Genomic DNA, 22,210 nt, shown 5'->3' with positions numbered 1-22,210 from the left:
CTCTTTCGCGCGCTTTGCGCGAAAGAAGAATCTATACCTCCGCCCATTTTTCCGAGTAAGTTTTCGCAATGACCGTTCGCACCCGCTTCGCCCCCAGTCCCACCGGCTACCTGCACATCGGCGGCGCGCGCACTGCGCTGTACTGCTGGCTCGAGGCGCGGCATCGCGGTGGCGAATTCATTCTGCGCATCGAGGACACCGACCGCGAGCGTTCGACGGATGCCGCCGTGCAGGCGATTCTCGACGGCATGCGCTGGCTCGACCTCAACGCCGACGAAGGTCCGTACTACCAGACCCTGCGCATGGACCGCTATCGCCATGTCGCCGAGGAACTGATCAAGGCCGGCAAGGCCTACTACGCCTACGAGACCAAGGACGAACTCGAGGCGATGCGCAACGCCGCGATGGCGAAGAACGAGAAGCCGCGCTACAACGGCTACTATCGTGAGCGCAACGAGGAGTACCGTGACGATCCGAACCGCGTGATCCGCTTCAAGAACCCGCACGGCGGCAGCGTCGTGTTCGACGACAAGGTCAAGGGCCGCGTCGAGTGGAGCAACGATGAGCTCGACGATCTGGTCATCTTCCGTTCGGACGGGTTCCCGACCTACAACTTCGCGGTCGTCGTCGACGACATCGACATGGGCATCACCGATGTAATCCGCGGCGACGATCACGTCAACAACACGCCGCGCCAGATCAACATCTACCACGCGCTCGGCGCGAAGGTGCCCGCGTTCGCGCACCTGCCGATGATTCTCGGTGCCGACGGGCAGAAGCTGTCGAAACGCCACGGCGCGGTCAGCGTGATGCAGTATCGCGACGACGGTTTCCTGCCGCACGCGCTGCTCAACTATCTCGTGCGCCTGGGCTGGTCGCATGGAGACCAGGAGATCTTCTCGCGCCAGCAGATGATCGACCTGTTCGACATCAGCGACGTGAACAAGGCGGCGGCCCGCTTCGATCTCGACAAGCTCAAGTGGCTCAACCAGCAGTACATCAAGAGCGACGATCCGCTGGAGCTCGCCCCCGAGTTTGAGTGGCATCTGCGTATGCAAGGCTTCGATCCGGCCCAGGGTCCCGCGCCGGTGGACGTGATCGTCGCCTTGCGCGAACGCGCGCAGACGTTGCGCGAGATGGCCGAGAAGGCGAGCATCTGGTACGGGCCGATCGCGTCCTGGGACGATGCCGCCGTGGCCAAGCACCTGAAGGCGGCGACTGCGGTGCCTGCATTGCAGGCCGTGCATGCACAGCTGGCGAGCCTCGAGGATTGGAGCGTCGAGAACGTGCACAAGGCCATACAGGACGCCGCGGCCGCGATCGGCGAGGGCATGGGCAAGGTCGCGCAGCCACTGCGCGTGGCCATGACCGGCACGCAGGTGTCGCCGTCGATCGACCACACCGTCTATCTCGTCGGCCGCGATCGCGCGCTCAAGCGCATCGACGACGCGATCGCGCGCGCGAGCGCGTGAGGCCGGCGTGGCGTTGTCAGAAAATTGTGACGTCACCGCGCTGACGCAGGCGCTGCAATCGGCCGATCCCGACGAGCAGATGCAGGCGCTCGACGCCTGCCTTAGCGCACTCACCGATCCGACACTGTGGTACTGGCTGATCGGTTTCACCGTGGTCTGCGCGCTGGTTGGTGCGCTGATCGGCAAGTACAAGAACGCCGTCGTGCGCGACACCTTGCTCGGCCTCGCGCTCGGGCCGATCGGCTGGGGCATTTCGCTGCTGTTGCCGAAGGCCACTCCGAAGCCGCTCTGCCGTGCCTGTGGCAAACCGGTGGATGCCGGCGACAGACACTGTCGTCACTGTGGCGCGGCACTGTAGCCCTTGCCGCATCGCGCCAACGCCCCCATTTCACGAGTGCTATGATCGTGAAAGTAGAACCCGCAATGTCCATGTCCGCCAAGCCCGCCAGCGCCCATCACCATCGCCATGACGCCCACGCCTTCGTGAGCGAGGTGACTGCTGCCTGCGAAATGCGCGGCCTGCGCCTGACCGAGATCCGCCAGCAGGTGCTCGATCTGATCGCCAGTTCGGAAAAGCCGGTCAAGGCCTATGACCTGCTCGACCGGCTCAAGGACGATCGCGGCAATGCCGCGCCGCCGACCGTGTATCGCGCGCTCGACTTCCTCATCGAGAACGGCTTCATCCACAAGCTGCAGTCGATCAACGCCTACGTCGGCTGCCATCATCCGAGCGTAGTACACCACGTACCGTTCCTGATCTGCGACGAGTGCGAATCGGCAACGGAAATCTGTGACGAACGCGTCGCCAAGCTGCTCACCGAACAGGCCAAGGCGCTCGGCTTCCGCACGCGCGCGCAGACGCTGGAAGTGCACGGGGTGTGCAAGCGCTGCGCCGCAGCCTAGAACCATTCGGTTTTTGTTCGTGGACGAGGGCGCGGTCGAACCGTGCCCTCGCAGAGATCAGAACGATTTGCTCAGGGCAAGGTAGGCGCCCGCGCGCGGTCCGTATTGCGGCGCGCCGACGCCGATGCCGGAGCCGTCGCGCAACTCGTAAACCTTGTCGGTCGCGTTGACGATGGCGAGACGCACATTGGTCTTGCCCAGAGTGGGCAGATCGAAATCGCGCGCGGCAGACAGATTGATCTGCCAATACTGCGGCAGATGGGCGGTATTCGCGAAATCGTTGCGCAAGCCCGAGCCGTAGAGGAAGTTTGCGCCAAGCTGCACGTCGTTCCAGTCGTAGCTGATGCCGCCCGAGCCGGTCAGGCGCTGGTCGTGGTCCAGATGTACCCAGTGCGTGGCAATGTAGTCGAGTTCGTCCTGCGAGAAGTTGTACTGGCCGGTGACGACCTGCTTGCCCATCGCTCGGTTCGAGGCGAGGTTGAAGTAGGCGCTCAGATTTCCGTTCGTGTAGGTCGCCGAAAATTCCACGCCGCGGATGCGGCCCTGCGCGTAGTTGAATGGCGAGAAGATCAGGGCGGCGCCGAACTGGCCCTCGTCGAGCAGATTGCTTACCTTGCGGTAGTACGCGTCGAGGCCGAGCGTCCAGTTATCGCCGATTTTTTGCGCGATGCCCGCGTCGAAATAATGCGAGCGTTCGGAAAGAGTTTCCGCGTTGACGTCGGTAGGCAGCTGGTTGGTGGTGCCTTGGAACAGGGCGATGTCGGTTGGCGAGATCAGTTCGGTAGGCGGAGGAGTGAAATAGCGTGCATAACCCGCATGCAGCGTCGTCGTGCCGCTGAACTGATAGACGAAGCCGATGCGTGGGCTGATCTGGCCTTCGCTGACGTAAGCATCGACCTTGTCGGCGCGCACGCCGTAGTTCATGGTCAGCTTGTCGGAGAGATTCCATTCGTCCTGCAGGTACAGGCCGTAAGTCTTCGCGTTGATGTGCGGCGCGTTGTCGACGATTGTGATCGGCGTTGAGCTGGTCTGGTTGCCATCCTGGTCGGCGGGGAAAACAAGCGAAGTGTTGTCGCTCGACGGATGCTCGCTGCTGACGTACGCACCGTAGCGCAGAGTGTGCGTGCCGCCCGCGATGGGCGTAGAGAAGTCCGCCTGCAGGGTGTCAGCGCGGTTGGTCCGGGCAATCGTGCCGGCGACGCCGTTGAAGATCAGGTCGCCGATGGGGTCGGGATTGTAATCGACGCTCGTGTAGCGCTCGCCGAGCGAAATCTGATAGTCGCTGTCGCCGAAATGACCCTGCAGGGAGAGGACGCCGAAGCGGGTGATCTCGCGCTGGCGTTCGTTGAGCTTGGCGGAATCGAAGCCGTCGACACCGTCGAGCTGGTAACTCGGCTCCTGGCCCGGTTTGTTCGGAATCTGGAAGCGGTTGTTGGCTACGCCGAACATGAAGCTGACGCGAGTGTCCTCGTCGAGCAAGTACGACAGATAGCCGAATCCTTTGGCCTGGTTGGTATGGTCATGGATCGCGTTGTATGCCGGCGTCGGGTTCTCGATGCCGAGGTCGTTCTGCAGATATTCACCGGTGAAGAACCAACTCCAACGGTCGGAACTGCCGTGCAGCGACAACTGCGGGTTGAAGGTTCCGTTCGAGCCGGCGAGCAGGCTGATCTTGCCGCCGAAATCCGACTCATCGCCCTCGCCGGGATGATCGTGATGGCGGTGCGCGCCGCTTTCGGTCGTGATGTCGACGACGCCTGCCGTGCGATAGCCGTATTGCGCCGGCAGCGCGCCGGTGAGGAGTTGCACGCGTTCGATGATGTCCGAGTCGAGGCTTTGGCCGAATCCGGAGATGCTTTCGGGAATGATCACGCCGTTGATGCGGTACTGCAGGTCGGCATGATCGCCGCGTACGTGCAACTGGCCGTAGGAATCCTGCACGACGCCCGGTGCTTGCAGCAGGATCTGGTTCAGCGGCGTCGCATCGCCGAGCGGAAGGCGCTCGATCGCCGCCGAGTCGATCACATACTGACTCGCGCCGACGTTCGGCGAGAGCTGATTGCGCGATCGGTCGAGCTTGGCGTTGACCTCCACGGTGCTCAATGTCGTGGACGCGGGGTCGGCGGCCGCGTCGGCAGAAGTTGCAGGGTCCGCTGCGGCGCGGCCCGACTGAGCAGCGAGAATGAGGCTGATGGATAGTGCGAGCAAGTTCTTGTTCATTGCGTGGTTTTTCGGGAGTCGATGAAATGGTTGAAAATGTAATGATATAATATAACGTTCATGAACGGCACATACCTGCCGAAAGTCACGGTTCCCCGATCTCTGGTGCTTCCGATCCTTCCGGGCGCTACCGAACTCCACTCATATCTGTTATGTTATAACTTAGCCATGGCCAGCTCTTCCTCCCCGCAATTGAGCAACAACCCCGCGCATGACGCGTTGGCGCACGTCGCCGATCGTGTCGGTGCGGCCGCATCGTTCCTGTGTGCGGTCCACTGCGCGGCATTGCCGTTCGTGCTCACCGTATTGCCCGCGCTCGGCCTCGGCTTTCTCGGCGACCATCGCTTCGAGCGCATCTTCATCGCGTGCGCAAGTGCGCTCGCGCTGGGCTCGCTCATTCGCGGCTATCGTCGCCACCGCGTGGCAAGCGCGCTTTGGATCGCCGCTGTCGGCATCACTCTGCTCTGGACCGGTGCTTGGCTGTTCGACAGCGGGGAATCGCCACTGCTGCATGCGGGGCTGGTCACGCTCGGTGGCTGCTGCGTTGCCCTCGCGCATATCTTGAATCTGCGCCTGACCCATCTGTTCGGTACGTGTTGCCCCCCGAATCAGGCGAATTGAGAAGTGTGGCCAGGATGGCCGCTTTCTGATTTTCGCGTTCAAGGACGTACACACCGGTACCATGCGATTGTGTAACGTCGCATCGAGCACCTAACATGCGCGCATCGACGCGCGCCTACTCCGCGCACGACCAAGCATGACCATCCCGCACTCTCATCACGACCATGACCACGCGAGTACCGGCGAGCGGCGCCTGTTGTGGGCGTTTGTGCTGACCTCGATCACGCTCGTCGTCGAAGCGGCGGGCGGTTGGTTTTCCGGATCGCTGGCCTTGCTGGCCGATGCAGGCCACATGTTCGTCGACGCGTTCGCGCTGCTGCTCGCCTTTCTCGGCGCCTACTTCGCGCGACGACCGGCGGACGACAAGCGCAGCTTCGGTTACGCGCGCCTCGAGGTACTCGTCGGCTACACGAACGCACTGTTCCAGTTCGCGCTTGTCGCCTGGATCGCGGTCGAAGCGATAGGGCGTTTCGCCCAACCCGAGCCGATTCTTTCCGGCACGATGCTGATCATCGCCGTGGCAGGCCTTCTGGTGAATCTGTTCGTGCTGCAAGTGCTCGGCGGCCACGATCACGACGATCTCAACACGGCCGGTGCGCGCCTGCATGTGCTCGGCGATCTGCTCGGCTCGTTCGGCGCCGTCGCCGCGGCGCTGCTGATCCGCTGGCAGGGCTGGCTGTGGGCCGATCCGGCGTTCTCGATCCTCGTTTCGTTGTTGATCCTCGGCAGCGCGTGGAGGCTGCTCAAGCGCTCGGCGCACATCCTGCTTGAAGGCACGCCGGATGGCGTCGACACTGCGCAGGTTGCCATCGCCGCGCGTGCCAGCGAGGGCGTGGTCGACGTACATCACGTGCATGTCTGGCAACTCGCCGGCGGCCGCCGCCTGGCCACGCTGCATGCGCGGCTGACCGAGGAGGCGGATGCGCACACGGCGCTAGCGCAGGTTCAGACCATCCTCAGGGAAAAGTTCCAGATCGTCCATGCGACCGTGCAAATCGAGCGGCGCGACTGCGCGCACGAGGACTGCGGACGGCATGCGCATGACGACCAAGACCATGCGCATGACGATCACAACCATACGCACGATTCCGCACACGCGCACTGACTTGCTCGCGTGATCCCCTGAAGGAAGGGAAGCGCGTACTTTCTCAACTGCGGCGTTTCTCCAACCAGGCTCGTGCACGCTCGCGGCCGAGGTCGCGCAGGTCGCGCAGGAAATCCATGCGCGCGGTGAGCCGCGTCTTCGCGCTGTAGCTGTCCAGCGATTCGCCAGGTTCGAGGACCTGGATGTCGATCTTCTTCAGGCGCTGGCCGAGCGGGGTCAGCGGGAAGTTCTTCGCCAGCATGTTCTGCGCGGTCTGCAATGTTTCGAGCTCGCGGATAAATGTGGTCGAGAACGACAACTCGGTGATGCGCTCGCCGATTTCGCGCGCGGTCGCGGGCGGTTGTGCACGCTCGATCGGCTGCACGAGCACGCAGGCGATCGTCTCGGCATTGCAGAGGTAGACCAGCGGTTCGATTGCGGGATTGCCGGCGTAGCCGCCGTCCCAGTATGCCTCGCCGTCGATCTCGACCGCTGCGAACAACTGCGGCAGGCAAGTGCTGGCGATCAGTGCGTCGAGGGTCAGGTCGGCATTGTCGAACAGTTTCAGGCGTCCGTCGCGCACGCGCGTCGCGGCGATGAACAGCTTGAACGGTGAGCTGTTGCGGATCTTGTCGAAGTCGAACAGCGCTGCGGCGATGTTCTTGACCGGATTGATGCCGAGCGGGTTCATCTCCTGCGGCGTGAAATAACGCGTGAGGCCGAGCAGGATGCGCTCGGTCGCCGCTCCTGCGGGCGAGGCGAATGCCCAACGCATCAGGCTGGCCTGCGCGCCGACCGCTTCCCAGAGTTTGGCCAACATTTTGCGCGCGCCGTCGCGCTCGCCGTCGAGCCAGCCTTGGGTCAGGGCGCAGGCATTCATCGCGCCGCTCGACGTCGCACTGATGCCGTCGAAATCTAGCGAACCTTCCTCGAGAAAATAGTCGAGCACGCCCCAGGTGAAGGCACCGTGTGCACCGCCGCCCTGCAGAGCGAGGCTGATCTTCACGCTGCGGGGGGCGGCGGCCATGGCCGAATCATAGCCGCAAGCGAGGCAGGCCGGCAGTCGGTCGCGCCTATTCCTTCAGCTTCCCGATCGCCTTGAAGTCGAATTTCTCGAGCGCGGCCTTGCATTCGGCCTCACTGGAATGCGAGCAGTTCGCGCGGACGACGAAGCGGTCGGCCACGAAGGTTTCGATCTGCAGGATATCCTTGCCCATCGAGGTGAATTGCGCGCGCCGTCCGTCCGCGAGCACGAGGCTATGCTGGGTCTCATCGCGCGTGTCCTCACGCAGCCAGTTCGCACCCATCTTGTAGTAGTTGGCCGAAATCTCGCCTCCATCGGTGATATGCATGATCGCCTCGAACGCGGCCGTGCTGCCCTTTGAATAGACTGCTTCGGCGTTCGCATGCGGGCCTCCGGTGATCGTCGGCTTGTTGTCGAAATCGACTTTGCCACGCTGGAGACCGCCCCAAGCCGGCGGCAGCAGCGGCGCCAGACGTGCGGCGTCGACGACTTTCGGCGGCGTTTGTGCGCGTACGTCGTGCGCGAACAGCATGGCAACGGCGACGATGGCGGATGCTGCGGCGGTATTGCGAATTGATGCGGGCATGATGGCGTGTTCTTCGTTCGGTGGATGAAGGGCTCTCGACAATAGACGCAATCTGATCTCCACGCGCGACATCCGGGCGCTTTGACAGGATCCTGGCCGCGCCCGGGCGGCGCCGAGCCGTGTTCAGCGCCGATCGATTTCGCGCAGCGTGTCCGGATCGGGCGAAGCGACGCCGGCCAGCAGAGTATGCGCGGTTTTGCGTTCGCGTTCGGCGTCAGCCGTGTGGCGCTGCGCATCTGCGACGCGCGCGAGTGCGATATGCGCGACCGCCTGAGCAGGGACATCGTTCGGTGCCGATGCCTGCAGTTTTTCCAGTGCGCGCTGCGCCAGCATCTTTGCCTCGTCGGTACGTTGCAATCCGATCAGAGCTAGCGCTCGCGCAATCCAGGCGATGGGCATGCGTGCATCGTCGGGGTTGATTTTCTCGAGTGTGGCGATGGCGCCGTCTACTTCGGCAAGTGCTTGGTCGGGGTGGTTCGCGCGAACGAGTATGTTGGCGAAACTCAGCCTCACGTAGGCGCCGATCTGTGGCGGGCTGACCGGGGACTGTCCGATGTGCGCCGCGCGTTGTGCATAGCCGATCGCGGCGTCGAAATGTCCACGCCGCATCTCGAGCTGGGCGAGCGAGTTGAGGTCGCTCATCACGACCGGGTGCATTTCGCCGAACTGTTTCAGATGAATTTCCAGCGCGCCCCGCGTCAGCGGTTCGGCTTCGTCGTAGCGGCCGAGCTGAACGAGTACGGTGGCGAGATTGTTTGCCGCCGTCGCGGCGTAAGCCGTGTCGGCCTGACCGAGCGCGCGATAGGTCGCAACGGCTTCCGTGAGAAATCGTTCCGCCTCGGTCAGCCGACGGCGCGAAAAATCGAGCATGCCGAGCGAATTGAGCGTATTGGCGACCTCCGGGTGGTGGTCGCCGAGCACCTTGCGCTGGATCGCCAACGCTTCTTCGAGTGAAGCCTGCGCTTGGTCGACGCGTCCCTGCGAGCGCTGCATGGCACCGAGAATCTGCAAGGACTCCGCCACCGCCGGATGCTGGTCGCCGAGGCGTTTGCGACGAATTTCGAGGGCCTTGCGCAGGCGAACTTCCGCGTCTGCCGTACGCCCCTTTTCGTGCAGGGCGACGGCGTAGTCGTTGAGCATCAGGGCGACGCGCGTATCGTCCTCGGCGTAGAACCTGCGTGCGGTGGCGATCGCCTTCTCGAACGCCGCAGCGGCCTCGTCGAAGCGTGCGCGGCGCGTGAGTATGAGAGCCTCGATCTGGCGATCGCGCGCTTGGTCGGCACCGGCCGCGTCGCCGCGAGCGAGATCAAGTTCGAGCGCCGCGCGCGCATCGGCCAGTCCTTCGTCGAGACGCCCCTGCTTTTCGCGCAGGCGCGCACGCTCGGCGAGGGCGCGCGATCGCAGGGTCGGATCCAGATCGCTCGCGAGCAAGGACGCCAGCCTGCGGTCCGCATCGTCGAGCCGGTTCTGCGCGAGATCGACTGCAGCCAACTCGATTTCCGCGCGCAGCCTGCTCGACGGCGATCCGTCGATTGTGGCAAGTGCGCTTTGCAACAGTCGGGTAGCCTGCGGATATTGGCCCAATTGTGCGTACAGCGAGCCCAGGGTCAGCGACATCTCGCCGCGCAGCCGCGGCTGATCCTTGAGTTCGTTGTCGATGCGCTCGCTGCCGCGATCGAGCAGCTCGCGTGCGGTAACGCGCTGTCCCGCGGCGCTGTCGGGAGAGGAGGCCTCGAATATGCTGGTCAGGAATGCCTGCGCTGAACGTGCAAGCAATGCCTCGGTGTCGGCCTTGCGCGCCTGCCACAAGGCGATGCCGGTGCCGGCGATCAGCGCAACCGCGATCGCTACGATCGCGGCAATGCCGACGATGTGGCGGCGGGCGAATTTCGCGACGCGGTAGCGCCTGCTGTCGGCGCGCGCGAGGATCGGCCGACCCGCGCGCCAGCGGCGGATGTCGTCCGCGAATGCTGCGACTGTCGGGTATCGCCGCGAAGGATCGGTATCGGTGGCGCGCGCGACGATGACGCCGGCGTCGCCGCGCAGCGCACGCGGGTTGACCGCCTGCGGGCCGTTCTGGCTGGCGCGTTCGCAGGCGCCGGCGAGGCGTTGCGATGGGTGGCCGGTGGTCGCATCAGGATTATCGTGGAAGCGCGCACCAGTCAGCAGCTCGAACAGCAGCACGCCGAGCTGGTAAACGTCGACCGCCGTCGTGACCGTGGCACCGCTCGCCTGCTCGGGCGCGGCGTAGGCACGCGTGAACACGCGTGAGGCAGTCGCCGTGCGCTGCGCATCGCCGGTGTTCTCGAGCATCTTGGCGATGCCGAAATCGAGCAGGTGCGGCCGGTTGTCGGCATCGACGAGCACGTTGGACGGCTTGATGTCGCGATGCACGATCAGCAGGCGATGCGCATGTGCAACGGCATCGCACAGTTGCAGGATCAGGTTGCAACGCGCGTCGAGATCGATGTCGTTGCGCTTGGCCCATTGGCCGAGCGGCACGCCGTCGATGTAGCCCGTGACGAGATAGGGGCGTCCGTCGGCGGTGACGCCGCCGTCGAGCAGCGGCGCGATGCTCGGATGGGCGAGCCGGATCAGGATCTGGCGCTCACGACGGAAGCGGGCGAGGATTTCGCCGGAATCCATGCCGCGTTTGATCAGCTTGAGGGCGCCGTGTTGGGTGCCGGCATCGAGTTCGCGTTCGGCCAGATAGACCGCGCCCATGCCGCCCGCGCCGAGCACGCTGCGCGTGGTCCAGGGGCCGATGCGCTGACTGGGCAGCTCGACGGCGTCTTCGTCGACCAAAGCGTTGCGCAGAAGTTCGTCGAAGGGTTTGTCCGTGATCAGGGCGGCGGGATTCACCATCTTCGCGTGGCCGAGCAGGCGGCGCAGCGCATAGGCGGTGGCGGCATCGTCGGCAGCAAGCCGCTCGAGCCATGTCGTGCGCGCGCCGTTGTCCAGATCCAGCGCCTCATCGAGCAGGGCAGACAGGCTCTTCCAGCGATCGGATTCGAACTTCGCCATCGGTGCGCCTGACGGTTGTCCTCAAGGTAGACGGAATTTCGCGGCGAATTACGCCACGGTCGGATCGTCCGGCAGCATCAGTTCGGCAAGCAGTGCGCGCGCCTTGACCAGATCGCGGTTGACCGTGCGCGCCGATACTTCGCGCAGGCACGCTATTTCGTCGATGCTCATGCCGGCAAAGACGTTCATCTCGAGCAGCTCGTTGAGCCCGGGATCGATCTCGTGCATCTGCGCCAGCGCGCGGTCGAGGTCGGCAAGATCGACGCGGGCTTGCACGGATACACCATCCTCGCCGTCCGCCTGCGACAGGGTCACCAGCATCGCGTCGCCGCCGCGCTTCTGTGCCTGCTTCGCGCGCAGGTGGTCGATCACGGTGGTGCGCAGCACGCGGCCGATGTAGGCGAAGAACTGGCCGCGCGTCGAGCCGCGCAGGCCCTCGCTGTCGGCCATGCGCAGGAAGCCTTCGTGGACGAGTGCCGTCGCGTCGAGCCCGGTCACGCCCCCCGCTTCGACCAGACGCGCGCGCGCGATGCGCTTGATTTCCGGATAGAGCCGACCGAACAGTTCGTTCGCCGCCAGATTGTCCCCGCTGCTCACGCGGACCAGCAGTTCGGTAATGCTTTGCATCCGCTCCAGTTCCCCGCGCCACGCGCCGGCGACAAGCCTAGCACAGCGCCGAATTCCCAGGCGGCGCGCGCGCTGTTAAGCTACGCCACCCTTTTCAAATTCATTACAGGAGACAACGATGGGCAGAGGCGACCGCAAGACCAAGAAGGGCAAGACCGCGATCCGCAGCTACGGCAAGGCGCGTCCGCATGCGGCAAAGAAAGCTGTCGGCGCGAAGACCGCCGCGGCGAAGCCGGCGGCGAAGAAAGCCGCTCCGGCAAAGAAGGCCGCTGCGGCGAAAAAGCCGGCAGCCTGATCGGCGCATCCGTACCGCGACGAACCCCGCATCATGCGGGGTTTTGTTTATTCCGGGCGTCCGCCTTTCGCCGCTATGCGGCCGGCTTCACTGTTCACGCCGCTCCTGCGGCGCGGTGCCCGCCGACGAAAACCTGCCGCGCCAGCGCGCCGCCGATCCAGTAGCACAGTTCGGCCGGATGGCTTGCGTTCCAGATGACAAAATCCGCGCGCTGGCCTGAGGCGAGCGTGCCGCGGTCGCCGAGTCCGAGCGCGCGTGCCGCGTGCACGGTCGTCCCGAGCAATGCTTCTTCCGGTGTCATCCGGAACAGCGTACAGGCCATGTTCATCGCCTGACGCAACGAGAGCAGCGGCGAGGTGCCCGGATTGAGGTCACTGGCGACCGCGAGCGCCACGCCGTGACGGCGGAACGTCTCGATAGGCGGCAGTGTACTTTCGCGCAAAGTATAAAATGCGCCCGGCAGCATCACCGCGACGCTGCCGGCCGCGGCCATGGCGCCGATGCCGGCTTCGTTAGTGTATTCGAGGTGGTCGGCCGAGAGCGCGCCGAACTCGGCGGCGAGCGCCGCGCCGCCCTGGTCTGACAACTGATCGGCGTGCAGCTTCACCGGCAGGCCATGCGCGCGCGCGGTCTCGAAAACGCGCCGCGTTTCCGACGGCGTGAACGCGATGTTCTCGCAGAACGCGTCGACCGCGTCGGCGAGCCCGGAGTGCGCGATCTTCGGCAGCATGTGAATGCAGACTTCGTCGACGTAGTCGGATTGGCGCCCGGCGAATTCCGGCGGCACGGCATGTGCGCCGAGGAACGTCGTGCGCACGCCTATGCCGAGTTCGTCGCCGATGCGGCGCGCAACGCGCAGCATCTTTGTCTCGTTTTCGAGATCGAGGCCGTAGCCGGATTTGATTTCGAGCGTGGTCACACCGTCCGCCAACAACGTTCTCGCGCGAGTCAACGACTGCGCGAGCAGATCGTCCTCGCTCGCCGCGCGCGTGTTGGTAACGGTCGAGACGATGCCGCCTCCGGCCTTGGCGATGTCGGCGTAGCTTGCGCCGTTGAGGCGCAGCTCGAACTCCGCGGCGCGATCGCCGGCGAAGACGAGGTGCGTGTGGCAGTCGATCAACCCCGGCGTGACCAGCGCACTGCGCGCGGAATGCACCTCGCGCGCGAGCGCGTCGGGCCGGCCGGGCAGGGCGGACATCGGCGCGGCGAACACGATATGACCGTCCTTCCAGCCGAGCGCGCCATCGTCGATCAGGCCGAACGCGATACCGTTGCCGGCGAGCGTGGCGAGGCGGCAATCGAGCAGCAAACCATCCCAGGATTCGTTCATCGCATTGCGCCGCGGGTTTGATAGGCGGATTTAACCACACCCAATGCATCGCGCGGAGTTCCGTTCATTTCACCGTTTATGCGGCGCTGGCATACTGCATGCGAGTCCAAGGAAAACCGCAAGCATGAAGAACTATTCCGCCGAGTCGTTGTGGGGCCCGCAGGGTTGGACGCGCGACGCGCGCATCGCGATCGATGCGGGTCGCGTCGTCACGGCGACGGGTGGGGAGGGCGAACGCCTCGGCCGCTGGGTTTTGCCCGGCATGCCGAACCTGCATTCACATGCGTTTCAGCGCGCGATGGCGGGTTTGGCGGAACGGCAGACGAACCCCAGCGACAGCTTCTGGACCTGGCGCGAGATCATGTACGCCTTCGCCGGCCGCATCGGCCCGGACGACCTGCGCGCGATCGCGGCGCAGCTTTACGTCGAGATGCTCAAGGCCGGCTACACCCACGTGTGTGAATTCCACTACTTGCACCACCAGCCCGACGGCAAGCCGTATGCCGATCCGGCGGCGATGTCACTCGCGCTGATCGAGGCCGCACGCGAGGCCGGCATCGGCCTGACTCTGTTGCCGACGCTGTACATGACCGGCGGTTTCGACGGGCGCGCGCTTTCCGAAAGGCAGCGTCGTTTCGGCTTCGATGTCGACGGCTATCTGTCGCTTTTGCGGCAGTTGGTGAAAATGGAAAATGCCGCATTGCGCATCGGCGTCGCGTTGCATTCGCTGCGCGCAGTTCCGGAGAAGGCGATGCGCGCGGTGCTTGCCGACGAAACGACGCGCGCGATGCCGATTCACATCCACATCGCCGAGCAGATCGGCGAAGTGCAGGATTGCCTTGCGCTGCGCAACGCGCGCCCGGTCGAATGGCTGCTCGACAACCTGCCGGTCGATGCGCGCTGGTGTCTCGTGCACGCCACCCATATGAGCGCGCAGGAAACGCAGCGGCTGGCGCAGTCGGGCGCGGTCGCCGGTCTGTGCCCGACGACTGAGGCCAACCTTGGCGACGGCTTGTTTGCGCTCAAGGCTTACCTCGACGACAGCGGCGCGCTCGGCATCGGCTCGGACAGCCACATCTCGGTGTCGCCGGTCGAGGAATTGCGCTGGCTCGAGTACGGCCAGCGCCTGGCGACGCGGCATCGCAATATCGCCGTGTCGGCGACGAACCATAGCGTCGGCGAAACCCTTCATGCCGCGGCGCTGCGTGGCGGTGCGCAGGCGTCTGGTGCCGCCATCGGCACAACCGCAGCCGGCGCGCGCGCAGACCTGGTCGTGCTCGACGAGAATTCGTCGCTGTTTGCGGGCCGCGACGAAGCCAGCCTGATCGACACGTTCCTGTTCGCCGGCAATACCAACCTCGTGCGTCACGTCATGGCGAACGGCGACTGGGTCGTGCGCGATTTCCGCCACCGTGACGAGGAGTGTATCGCCGAGCGCTATCGCCGGACCATGCGCACGTTCGCGGATCGCTGATTCACCCGAGGCGTCGTTCATAAACGCTGCTCGGGTCGGCTTCGAGACCAGCGGTTTGCCTCGCCCCGACGTCGCCCGCGAAGCGGGGAAAGATCATCTCGCCGGCGAGCAAGAAGCCGCCGAACAGGACATAGTTCGCGGCGTGCTGGAGCTGGTGGGTCAACTGTTGTTGAGCGACAGAATCCGGCATGCCGAAGAAGAGTCAATGGGCGGGCAGCGCCATTGTATTGCGGCGAATCGACAGCGCCATCACCGCGGCTACGAGGCAGGCCGCGCCGGCGACCAGGAAGGCTTCGACGTAGTGGTTGGTCTGCACGCGCAGCACGCCCGCACCGTAGGCCGCGGTCGCGGCGCCGAGTTGGTGGCCGGCGCCGATCCAGCCGTAGACGAGCGGCGAAAGTTGCGGGCCGAAACGATCGGTGGTCAGGCGCACGGTCGGCGGCACGGTCGCGATCCAGTCGAGGCCGTAGAACACGGTGAACAGTCCAAGGCTGCCGATGCTGAAATCGGACCACGGCAAATACAGCAGCGACAGTCCGCGCAGGCCGTAGTAGACGCACAGCAGCACGCGGCTGTCGTAGCGGTCGGACAGCCAGCCCGAAGCCGTGGTGCCGAGGATGTCGAAGATGCCCATGAGCATGAGCAGGCCCGCCGCGCGTGTTTCGGGGATGCCGTTGTCGGCGCAGAACGCGATCATGTGCGTGCCGATCAGGCCGTTGGTCGACAAGCCACAGACGAAGAACGTGGCGAACAGCAGCCAGAAGGTGCCAGATTTCGATGCGGTCGCGAGCGCGCCGAACGCGGCGGCGAGCGGATTGGCGCGCGTCGCGTCGCTCGTGTCTGCGTGCGTTGCGCCGTAGCGGAACAGGCCGACTTCGGCCGGGCGCTCTGGCATCAGCAGCAGCACGAGCGCAATCAGCGCGAGCGCCGCGCCGGCGACGATATAGACGACCACGCGCCAGTCGTCGCCGCGGTCGATGAACCAGGTCAGCAAGGGCAGAAACACCAGCGATCCGGTCGCCGTGCTCGCAGTGAGCAAGCCAAGCACGCTACCGCGGTTCTTGTCGAACCAGCGGTTGACGACAGTGACGCCGAGCACCATCGCCATCGTGCCGGTGCCGATGCCGGCCAGTATGCCCCAGGTCAAAATCAATCCGAGCGGTGTCGTGACGAAGGCGCTGCCGCCCATCGCGGCCGCGAGCAGTAGCAGCGCGGCGACCATCGTGCGGCGCAGGCCGAAGCGCTGCATTGCTGCCGCGGCGAACGGACCCATGAGGCCAAACAGGGCGAGACCGATCGACACAGCCAGCGTGATCTGATCGCGGCTCCAGCCGAAGTTCTTCTCCAGCGGCACGATCAGCACGGCCGGCGTCGCGCGGATGCCGGCGACGACGAGCAGGGTGAGGAAGGTCAGTGCGGCAACGACCCAGGCGTAGTGCAGGCGGTTTTCGAGGGCGGCGGCGAGACGGCGGCGGAACATGTGGGAGTCCTGTTGCGGCCGAATTGAGCCGCGTCCGGAGAAAAAGTATATAATCAGCGTACGTACACGTTATTTGTGAGTATATACACCTAATTTTCTGCCGGCAACACCGATGACGAAAAATTCACCCATGTCTTCCGCACGGCGACGCAGCGACTGCGTCTGCATCAATCTGCGCCGCATGTCGCGCGTGGTCAGTCAGATCTACGACGATGCGCTCGCGCCGTCGGGGCTGAAGATCACCCAATTCTGTCTGTTGCGCGCGATCGAGCGCCTCGGCTCCACCTCGGTCGGCGCGCTCGCCGACGATCAGGAACTCGATCGCACCACGCTGACGCGCAATCTGGCCCTGCTCGAGCGCGACGGTTTGATCGAGCAGTCAGCCGGTGTGGACAAGCGCATGAGCGTTGCGCAACTCACGCGTGCCGGCAGCGCAGCGATCGCGCGCGCACTGCCACATTGGGAAGGAGTGCAGAAAGAATTGCGCCGCACGCTCGGCGCCGAGACTCTGGCGCAGTTGAGCGACATTCACGCGAGGATCAGCGGCGTGGCGAAAGCGAGCGCCGGCTAGGCACTTCGCATCCGCAGGGCGCCTTGCCGCAGGCGTCTGTGCGATGTGCCGTCAGACGAACCCGCGCGCCGGGAATTCGGCCGGTCGCTGCAGCCAATTGTCCGCGGGATAGGCGCACGCGCCATCGACAGCGTGCAGCGTGTAGGCGTGGCGTGCCTGTGCCGAGCGATTCGCTTCGGACAAATGCGGGAAGCAGCCGTTGAACACGATCAGCGTGCCGGCGGGCACTTCGAGCCATTCGAGCGCGGACATGTCCCATTCGATGGCGGCATTGAGTTCGTCCGTTTCGAGCCTGCCGTCGGCCTTGCTGCGGAACAGTTTTTTCAATCCCTTGCGATGCTCGCGCGGAATGCCGCCGAGGCAGCCATTGCCGCGGTGCGCGTCGTCGATCGCGAACCAGTAACCGGTCACCGACATCGGTTCCGTGTAGAGATAGGTCGAATCCTGGTGACAGACGACTTCGCCGCCGATGTTCGGCTGCTTGAAGATGTACATCGACTGCATCACACGCGGCTGCGCGACACCGAGGCTCGCGCTGACGGCTTGCAGCGCCGGGCCCTTCGAGAACGCCGAGAACACCGGGTCGAGATCGTGCATCGCATGGCCGAGCTTGTTGACCGCGAGTGGCAGCGGATAGGCGAGCTTGCCGTCGGCGTCGAACGCTTCCTCTTCGAAGAACACGCCGATGCCAGTCGCCGATTGCATGAAGTAGCGGCTGTCGAGATGCTGCGGCGCCTTGGTCGAGAAGATCGTGCCGGCCGCGCGCGGGCCGTGTTCCTCGACGAGCGCGTTGGCGCGTTCGCGCAGACGTTCGCATTCGGCGCGGCTCTTGAAGCCGTCGACAATCAGCACGCCGTCGCGGTGGAAGGCCGCAACAGCGCCATGCGGCAACTCACCGTTTGACGAGGTTTTGCAGCGGACGACGGACATGGTGGGCCTTCGGCGAGGTCAGTTGCGCAGTTTGTAGCCGGTGCGGAAGATCCACCAGACGATGCCCAGGCACAATGCGAGAAAGCCGAGGATCGCCGCGAGGCTGATGGCGACGTCAACGTCGGCCTTGCCGTAGAAGCTCCAGCGCATGCCACTGATCAGATAGACGATCGGGTTGAACAGGCTGATCTTCTGCCACAGCGGCGGCAGCATCGTGATCGAGTAGAACGCGCCGCCGAGGAAGGTCAGCGGCGTCATGATCAGCATCGGCACGACCTGCAGACGCTGGAAGCTGTCCGCCCAGAGACCGATGATGAAGCCGAACAAGCTGAAGCTGAGCGCGGTCAGCACGAGGAACGCAGCCATCCAGAACGGATGCTCGATATGGTACGGAACGAAACAGCGCGCGGTGATCAGGATCAGCGTGCCGAGCATCAGCGATTTGGTCGCGGCCGCGCCGACGTAGCCGATCACTGCTTCGAATGCTGATACCGGTGCCGACAACAGCTCGAAGATCGTGCCAGCCCATTTGGGCATGTAGATGCCGAACGCGGCATTGGAGATGCTCTCGTTGAGCAGCGGCAGCATGAGCAGGCCGGGAATGATGAACGCCGCATAGTCGACGCCGTCGACGCTGCCGACGCGCGCGCCGATCGCGGCACCGAACACGATGAAGTAGAGCGAGGTCGACAGCACCGGCGAAAGCAATGACTCCAGCAGCGTGCGGAACGTGCGCGCCATTTCGAACTTGTAGATCGCGCGGATCGCGTACAAATTCATGCCGCACCCCGCACCAGGCTGACGAAGATGTCTTCGAGCGAGGACTGGCTCGAATGCAGGTCCTTGAAATCGATGCCGTGTGCGCCGAGGCAGCGCAACAGCTCGGCAATGCCGGTTTCGTCGGTCTGCGTGTCGAACGTATAAGTCAGTGTGTCGCCGCTGGCGGACAGTTCGAGCGGCAGCGCGGCGAGTTCAGCGGGAATCTGCTGCAGCGGTGTCTGCAGCGAGAGCGAAAGCTGCTTTTTGCCGAGCTTCTTCATCAGCGCGGCCTTGTCCTCGACCAGGATCAACTCGCCCTTGCGGATCACGCCGATGCGGTCGGCCATGTCCTCGGCCTCTTCGATGTAGTGCGTAGTCAGGATGATCGTCGTGCCGTTCTCGCGCAGGCGGCGCACCATCTGCCACATGTCGTGGCGCAGTTCGACGTCGACGCCCGCGGTCGGTTCGTCGAGGAACAGGATGCGCGGCTCGTGCGCGAGCGCCTTGGCGATCAGCACGCGGCGCTTCATGCCGCCGGACAGGGTCATCACCTTCGAATCGCGCTTCTCCCACAACGACAAATCGCGCAGCACCTTTTCGACGTGCGCGGGATTCGGCGCGAGGCCGAACAGGCCGCGGCTGAATGTCACCGTTGCGATCACGCTTTCGAACGCGTCGGTGTGCAACTCCTGCGGCACTAGGCCGATCTTTGCGCGCGCGGCACGGTAGTCGCGCACGATGTCGTGGCCGTCGGCGACGACAACGCCGGTCGTCGCGTTGACGATGCCGCAGACGATCGAGATCAGCGTCGTCTTGCCCGCGCCGTTCGGCCCGAGCAGGGCGAAGATCTCGCCGCGGCGGATGTCGAGATCGACTTTCTTGAGTGCCTGCAGGCCGCTCGCGTAGGTCTTGCTGATGCCCTGGATCGAAACGATGGGTTCGGAACTCATGCCGTTTGCTCTTGCTCGCGATTCCGCTTTGTATTGGAACGACGAGCGGAGAAGGGTTTTTTCGACTTGGCGCGATGGATTCCTAGAAATCCGCCGCGCCCGGTACGCGCGGATACGGAATCGCATCGCGGATATTCGCCAGTCCGCAGACGTAGACGACGAGGCGCTCGAAGCCCAGGCCGAAGCCCGCGTGCGGCACCGTGCCGTAGCGGCGGAAGTCCCGATACCACTGGTAGTGCGCGGGATCGAGCTTGAATTGCCGCATGCGCGCATCGAGCACATCGAGGCGCTCCTCGCGCTGCGAGCCGCCGATTATCTCGCCGATGCCCGGCGCGAGTACATCCATCGCGGCGACGGTCTTGCCGTCGTCGTTGAGGCGCATATAGAACGCCTTGATCGCCTCGGGGTAATTCATCACCACGACCGGGCGGCCGACGTGTTTCTCGGTGAGGTAGCGCTCGTGCTCGGTCTGCAGGTCGCTGCCCCAGGCAACCGGGTATTCGAACTTGTGCCCCGAGTTCTGCAGGATTTTCACCGCTTCGGTGTAGTCGATGCGCTCGAACGGCGCCTTGACGAATTCCTCGAGCCGCGTGATCGCGGACTTTTCCTGGCGTTCGGCGAAGAACTTCATGTCGTCCATGCGCTCGGCTAGCACGGCCTTGAAGATGTATTTGAGGAAATCCTCGGCCAGGGTCGCATCGTCGTTGAGGTCGGCGAAGGCGATTTCGGGTTCGATCATCCAGAACTCGGCGAGATGGCGCGTCGTGTTCGAGTTTTCGGCGCGGAAGGTCGGGCCGAAGGTGTAGACCTTGCTCATCGACAGGCAGTAGGCCTCGACGTTGAGCTGGCCGGAGACGGTGAGGTAGGTTTCCTTGCCGAAAAAGTCCTGGTTCCAGTCGATACCGCCCTTGTCATCGCGCGGCAGGTTGAGCATATCGAGCGTGGAGACACGGAACATCTGGCCGGCGCCCTCGGCGTCGCTCGCGGTGATGATCGGCGTGTTGATCCAGAAGAAGCCGCGTTCGTGGAAGTAGCGGTGGATCGCCTTGGCGATGCAGTCGCGCACGCGCGTGACCGCGCCGAACGTGTTCGTGCGCGGGCGCAGGTGGGCGACCTCGCGCAGGTATTCCATCGTATGCGCCTTGGGCTGGATCGGATAGGTTTCCGGGTCCTCGACCCAGCCGACGACCTCGACTTTCGATGCCTGGATCTCGAATGCCTGGCCCTTGCCCTGGGAGGGCACGAGCGTGCCGGTCGTGATGACCGCGCAGCCGGCGGTCAGGTGGGCGATCTCGTTCGCGTAATTCGGCAGCGTGTTCTGCGCGACGACCTGGATCGGATCGAAGCAGGAGCCGTCGCTGACGTTGACGAACGACAGCCCGGCTTTCGAGTCGCGGCGCGTGCGCACCCAGCCGCGCACGGTGACTTCGGCACCGGCCGCGATGGAACCCGACAATGCTTGTTGAACGCTGGCGATGGACATGCCTTGAAACTCCACGGGTTTTGGCCCAGATATGGGACAGGAAAGGTGCGAATCATAACGGAAGCTGTCTTCGGCGAGGCTCCGGCGCACGCTTTCGTGTTTGCCCTGTACAATGGAAAGCACATGAACATCCAGCTCACCCCCGCGGCGCGCACGCGCATGCAGCAGTTCCTCGGCACGCATCCAGCGGCTGCGGGCGTGCGCTTCGGTGTGCGCAAGACCGGCTGTTCGGGCTATGCCTATGTCGTCGACATCGCCGACCGCGTCGCCGCGAACGACCAGGTGATCGAGCAGGACGGGGTCAAGCTCGTCATCGATGAATCGAGCCTCGCGTTCGTCGACGGCACCGAGATCGACTTTGCGCGGCAGGGCCTGAACTCCGCCTTCGTGTTTCGCAATCCGAACGTGACCGGCGAATGCGGTTGCGGCGAGAGTTTCACCGTCGGCTGATGCGGAGCGCGAGCGTCGCCGTCGCATTGCTGTGCGCTGCGCTGGTCTCGCCCACATTCGCTTTTGATCCTCTGCAACCCGACGACCGCGCGTCGGCCTCGGTCGAGCGGCGCGTCAAGGATGTGATCCACCGCCTCGGCGTCGCGATCAAGACGAAGAACCTCGCGGGTTTCCACGACAGTCCGGTCATGTCGGCGGCCTTCTCACATCAGGTATCGGCCGCGCAGATGGCGGCGGCGTTCAAGCCGCTGATCGACAGCGGCGTCGACCTGACCGCACTCGACAAGGCGCGTCCGCAGTTCGACGGCATTGCCCAGGTCGACACCGACAATCAGCTGATCGTCAAGGGCGGCTATCCGAGCGATCCGCCGACGCTGTTCGAGATGCGCTTCGTGCGTGAAGGCGACAAGCTCGGCTTGAGCTTCGTCGACGTGCATCTCGCCATGGCGCCGAAATCGGAAGCGCAGGATCTGCGTGCGGTCCTGTCCGATTCGCAACGGGCGAAAGGCGTCGCGATCGCGCCGGCGGAAATGCGCGCCGTGCGCGCCGCGATGCATGCGTTCGGCGTCGCTGTGAATCATCGCAACATGGACGAATTCCTCAAGTCCGACATCGTCTCGCAGTACTGGCGCGAGCATCAGACCGCGGCCCAGGTCGCCGCCGACTACCGCACCACGATCGCGACGCGCGGCGACTTCACGATGCTCGATCCGCTCGAGCCGGTCATCGTCGATGCACCTGGAAGGAACGCGCGCGGGATCAGCGAATTCACCGGTTACTATGGTGCGCCCGACGCGCGTATCGGCTTCAGGATGGGTTTCGTCGACGAGGCCGGCGCCTTGCGTCTGATCCAGTTCAGCATCGCGCCGCCCAAGCGCGCGAGCAAAAGCCCCAAGTAGACGAAAGCGTTGGTCGCGCCGATACTGC

The 22,210-nt window shown here is 64.4% G+C and carries 22 protein-coding genes; 10 read left to right on the top strand and 12 right to left on the bottom strand.

All coding sequences use genetic code 11. The annotated features are described in order from the left end of the window. Positions 1-68 precede the first annotated feature (68 nt). From gltX to F455_RS0115545, 3 genes are all read left to right on the top strand, one after another. Positions 69-1,472 carry a glutamate--tRNA ligase gene (gene gltX / locus F455_RS0115555; protein WP_018974241.1) on the top strand — a complete coding sequence of 468 codons (1,404 nt, stop codon included), beginning with the start codon at positions 69-71 and terminating at the stop codon, positions 1,470-1,472. Between the two features lie 7 nt (positions 1,473-1,479). Beyond that, a complete protein-coding gene (locus F455_RS0115550; protein ID WP_018974240.1) occupies positions 1,480-1,830 on the top strand; it encodes a zinc ribbon domain-containing protein in 351 nt (116 codons plus the stop codon). Between the two features lie 71 nt (positions 1,831-1,901). Next, positions 1,902-2,375 (top strand): transcriptional repressor, encoded by a 474-nt coding sequence (locus tag F455_RS0115545; protein ID WP_018974239.1) that lies wholly within the window; start codon positions 1,902-1,904, stop codon positions 2,373-2,375. Between the two features lie 57 nt (positions 2,376-2,432). On the opposite strand, the gene F455_RS0115540 is transcribed toward F455_RS0115545, so the two are convergent. Beyond that, complete coding sequence (locus F455_RS0115540; RefSeq protein WP_018974238.1) at positions 2,433-4,595, bottom strand: TonB-dependent receptor; 2,163 nt, start codon at positions 4,593-4,595, stop codon at positions 2,433-2,435. 168 nt (positions 4,596-4,763) lie between these two features. On the opposite strand from F455_RS0115540, the gene F455_RS0115535 reads away from it, so the two are divergent. Both F455_RS0115535 and F455_RS0115530 read left to right on the top strand, forming a co-directional pair. Next, a complete protein-coding gene (locus tag F455_RS0115535; RefSeq protein WP_051084216.1) occupies positions 4,764-5,216 on the top strand; it encodes a MerC domain-containing protein in 453 nt (150 codons plus the stop codon). Positions 5,217-5,352: 136 nt separating this feature from the next. Next, positions 5,353-6,321: a cation diffusion facilitator family transporter gene (locus F455_RS0115530; protein WP_018974236.1), complete on the top strand. Its 969-nt coding sequence runs from the start codon at positions 5,353-5,355 to the stop codon at positions 6,319-6,321. A gap of 43 nt (positions 6,322-6,364) precedes the next feature. Here the strand turns inward: F455_RS0115530 and F455_RS21095 are convergent, their stop codons facing one another. The 4 genes from F455_RS21095 to F455_RS21090 all read right to left on the bottom strand — a co-directional run bounded on the left by F455_RS21095 (position 6,365) and on the right by F455_RS21090 (position 11,561). Continuing rightward, on the bottom strand, positions 6,365-7,327 hold the full coding sequence (locus F455_RS21095) for a patatin-like phospholipase family protein (RefSeq protein WP_018974235.1): 963 nt from the start codon (positions 7,325-7,327) through the stop codon (positions 6,365-6,367). A 46-nt stretch (positions 7,328-7,373) separates the two neighbouring features. Next, on the bottom strand, positions 7,374-7,910 hold the full coding sequence (locus F455_RS0115520; RefSeq protein ID WP_018974234.1) for a hypothetical protein: 537 nt from the start codon (positions 7,908-7,910) through the stop codon (positions 7,374-7,376). A gap of 123 nt (positions 7,911-8,033) precedes the next feature. Next, on the bottom strand, positions 8,034-10,934 hold the full coding sequence (locus F455_RS0115515; protein ID WP_018974233.1) for a serine/threonine-protein kinase: 2,901 nt from the start codon (positions 10,932-10,934) through the stop codon (positions 8,034-8,036). Between the two features lie 48 nt (positions 10,935-10,982). Beyond that, positions 10,983-11,561, bottom strand: a complete 579-nt coding sequence (locus F455_RS21090; RefSeq protein WP_018974232.1) for an ECF-type sigma factor — start codon at positions 11,559-11,561, stop codon at positions 10,983-10,985. A 118-nt stretch (positions 11,562-11,679) separates the two neighbouring features. On the opposite strand from F455_RS21090, the gene F455_RS22650 reads away from it, so the two are divergent. Further along, positions 11,680-11,856, top strand: a complete 177-nt coding sequence (locus tag F455_RS22650) for a 30S ribosomal protein THX (protein ID WP_018974231.1) — start codon at positions 11,680-11,682, stop codon at positions 11,854-11,856. 94 nt (positions 11,857-11,950) lie between these two features. Here F455_RS22650 and hutI read toward each other — a convergent pair whose 3' ends face one another. Continuing rightward, positions 11,951-13,186 (bottom strand): imidazolonepropionase, encoded by a 1,236-nt coding sequence (gene hutI / locus F455_RS0115500; RefSeq protein ID WP_018974230.1) that lies wholly within the window; start codon positions 13,184-13,186, stop codon positions 11,951-11,953. Between the two features lie 124 nt (positions 13,187-13,310). Between hutI and F455_RS0115495 the strand changes: the two genes are divergently transcribed. Continuing rightward, positions 13,311-14,660: a formimidoylglutamate deiminase gene (locus tag F455_RS0115495; protein ID WP_018974229.1), complete on the top strand. Its 1,350-nt coding sequence runs from the start codon at positions 13,311-13,313 to the stop codon at positions 14,658-14,660. Between the two features lies 1 nt (position 14,661). Here the strand turns inward: F455_RS0115495 and F455_RS0115490 are convergent, their stop codons facing one another. Together F455_RS0115490 and F455_RS0115485 are read right to left on the bottom strand one after the other, a co-directional pair. After that, on the bottom strand, positions 14,662-14,850 hold the full coding sequence (locus F455_RS0115490; protein ID WP_018974228.1) for a hypothetical protein: 189 nt from the start codon (positions 14,848-14,850) through the stop codon (positions 14,662-14,664). A 12-nt stretch (positions 14,851-14,862) separates the two neighbouring features. Continuing rightward, on the bottom strand, positions 14,863-16,140 hold the full coding sequence (locus F455_RS0115485; protein WP_018974227.1) for an MFS transporter: 1,278 nt from the start codon (positions 16,138-16,140) through the stop codon (positions 14,863-14,865). 130 nt (positions 16,141-16,270) lie between these two features. Here F455_RS0115485 and F455_RS0115480 point away from each other — a divergent pair, with 130 nt between their 5' ends. Continuing rightward, positions 16,271-16,711, top strand: coding sequence for a MarR family winged helix-turn-helix transcriptional regulator (locus F455_RS0115480; RefSeq protein WP_018974226.1), 441 nt, complete (start codon positions 16,271-16,273; stop codon positions 16,709-16,711). 51 nt (positions 16,712-16,762) lie between these two features. On the opposite strand, the gene F455_RS0115475 is transcribed toward F455_RS0115480, so the two are convergent. The 4 genes from F455_RS0115475 to asnS form a co-directional block, all read right to left on the bottom strand. Then, complete coding sequence (locus F455_RS0115475) at positions 16,763-17,641, bottom strand: phytanoyl-CoA dioxygenase family protein (protein ID WP_018974225.1); 879 nt, start codon at positions 17,639-17,641, stop codon at positions 16,763-16,765. Between the two features lie 18 nt (positions 17,642-17,659). Next, positions 17,660-18,421, bottom strand: a complete 762-nt coding sequence (locus tag F455_RS0115470) for an ABC transporter permease (RefSeq protein WP_018974224.1) — start codon at positions 18,419-18,421, stop codon at positions 17,660-17,662. Then, positions 18,418-19,350 carry an ABC transporter ATP-binding protein gene (locus F455_RS0115465; protein WP_018974223.1) on the bottom strand — a complete coding sequence of 311 codons (933 nt, stop codon included), beginning with the start codon at positions 19,348-19,350 and terminating at the stop codon, positions 18,418-18,420. Before F455_RS0115465 ends, F455_RS0115470 begins: the two co-directional genes overlap by 4 nt. An 82-nt stretch (positions 19,351-19,432) precedes the next feature. Then, the gene (gene asnS / locus F455_RS0115460) at positions 19,433-20,833 is read right to left on the bottom strand and encodes an asparagine--tRNA ligase (RefSeq protein WP_018974222.1); all 1,401 of its coding nucleotides are present in this window, start codon (positions 20,831-20,833) and stop codon (positions 19,433-19,435) included. Between the two features lie 123 nt (positions 20,834-20,956). On the opposite strand from asnS, the gene F455_RS0115455 reads away from it, so the two are divergent. Both F455_RS0115455 and F455_RS0115450 read left to right on the top strand, forming a co-directional pair. Continuing rightward, the gene (locus F455_RS0115455) at positions 20,957-21,283 is read left to right on the top strand and encodes a HesB/IscA family protein (protein WP_018974221.1); all 327 of its coding nucleotides are present in this window, start codon (positions 20,957-20,959) and stop codon (positions 21,281-21,283) included. After that, the gene (locus tag F455_RS0115450; protein WP_018974220.1) at positions 21,283-22,182 is read left to right on the top strand and encodes a hypothetical protein; all 900 of its coding nucleotides are present in this window, start codon (positions 21,283-21,285) and stop codon (positions 22,180-22,182) included. The genes F455_RS0115455 and F455_RS0115450 overlap by 1 nt, the downstream gene beginning before the upstream one ends. Positions 22,183-22,210: the final 28 nt, after the last annotated feature.

It is taken from the genome of Rudaea cellulosilytica DSM 22992 (genome assembly GCF_000378125.1).
Taxonomy (GTDB): domain Bacteria; phylum Pseudomonadota; class Gammaproteobacteria; order Xanthomonadales; family Rhodanobacteraceae; genus Rudaea; species Rudaea cellulosilytica.
The sequence above is the reverse complement of the archived record's forward strand: the minus strand, read 5'-3'. Positions and strand labels throughout refer to the sequence as shown.

What these genes read in the sequence shown, in the direction of transcription:
- F455_RS21090 (WP_018974232.1), bottom strand. Translation starts at nt 11,561, where the DNA reads ATGCAAAGCATTACCGAACTGCTGGTCCGCGTGAGCAGCGGGGACAAT.
- F455_RS0115470 (WP_018974224.1), bottom strand. Translation starts at nt 18,421, where the DNA reads ATGAATTTGTACGCGATCCGCGCGATCTACAAGTTCGAAATGGCGCGC.
- F455_RS0115535 (WP_051084216.1), top strand. Translation starts at nt 4,764, where the DNA reads ATGGCCAGCTCTTCCTCCCCGCAATTGAGCAACAACCCCGCGCATGAC.
- F455_RS0115455 (WP_018974221.1), top strand. Translation starts at nt 20,957, where the DNA reads ATGAACATCCAGCTCACCCCCGCGGCGCGCACGCGCATGCAGCAGTTC.
- F455_RS0115540 (WP_018974238.1), bottom strand. Translation starts at nt 4,595, where the DNA reads ATGAACAAGAACTTGCTCGCACTATCCATCAGCCTCATTCTCGCTGCT.
- F455_RS0115545 (WP_018974239.1), top strand. Translation starts at nt 1,902, where the DNA reads ATGTCCGCCAAGCCCGCCAGCGCCCATCACCATCGCCATGACGCCCAC.
- F455_RS22650 (WP_018974231.1), top strand. Translation starts at nt 11,680, where the DNA reads ATGGGCAGAGGCGACCGCAAGACCAAGAAGGGCAAGACCGCGATCCGC.
- F455_RS0115530 (WP_018974236.1), top strand. Translation starts at nt 5,353, where the DNA reads ATGACCATCCCGCACTCTCATCACGACCATGACCACGCGAGTACCGGC.
- hutI (WP_018974230.1), bottom strand. Translation starts at nt 13,186, where the DNA reads ATGAACGAATCCTGGGATGGTTTGCTGCTCGATTGCCGCCTCGCCACG.
- F455_RS0115490 (WP_018974228.1), bottom strand. Translation starts at nt 14,850, where the DNA reads ATGCCGGATTCTGTCGCTCAACAACAGTTGACCCACCAGCTCCAGCAC.
- F455_RS0115465 (WP_018974223.1), bottom strand. Translation starts at nt 19,350, where the DNA reads ATGAGTTCCGAACCCATCGTTTCGATCCAGGGCATCAGCAAGACCTAC.
- F455_RS0115485 (WP_018974227.1), bottom strand. Translation starts at nt 16,140, where the DNA reads ATGTTCCGCCGCCGTCTCGCCGCCGCCCTCGAAAACCGCCTGCACTAC.
- F455_RS0115475 (WP_018974225.1), bottom strand. Translation starts at nt 17,641, where the DNA reads ATGTCCGTCGTCCGCTGCAAAACCTCGTCAAACGGTGAGTTGCCGCAT.
- F455_RS0115495 (WP_018974229.1), top strand. Translation starts at nt 13,311, where the DNA reads ATGAAGAACTATTCCGCCGAGTCGTTGTGGGGCCCGCAGGGTTGGACG.
- F455_RS0115480 (WP_018974226.1), top strand. Translation starts at nt 16,271, where the DNA reads ATGTCTTCCGCACGGCGACGCAGCGACTGCGTCTGCATCAATCTGCGC.
- gltX (WP_018974241.1), top strand. Translation starts at nt 69, where the DNA reads ATGACCGTTCGCACCCGCTTCGCCCCCAGTCCCACCGGCTACCTGCAC.
- F455_RS21095 (WP_018974235.1), bottom strand. Translation starts at nt 7,327, where the DNA reads ATGGCCGCCGCCCCCCGCAGCGTGAAGATCAGCCTCGCTCTGCAGGGC.
- F455_RS0115450 (WP_018974220.1), top strand. Translation starts at nt 21,283, where the DNA reads ATGCGGAGCGCGAGCGTCGCCGTCGCATTGCTGTGCGCTGCGCTGGTC.
- F455_RS0115515 (WP_018974233.1), bottom strand. Translation starts at nt 10,934, where the DNA reads ATGGCGAAGTTCGAATCCGATCGCTGGAAGAGCCTGTCTGCCCTGCTC.
- F455_RS0115520 (WP_018974234.1), bottom strand. Translation starts at nt 7,910, where the DNA reads ATGCCCGCATCAATTCGCAATACCGCCGCAGCATCCGCCATCGTCGCC.
- asnS (WP_018974222.1), bottom strand. Translation starts at nt 20,833, where the DNA reads ATGTCCATCGCCAGCGTTCAACAAGCATTGTCGGGTTCCATCGCGGCC.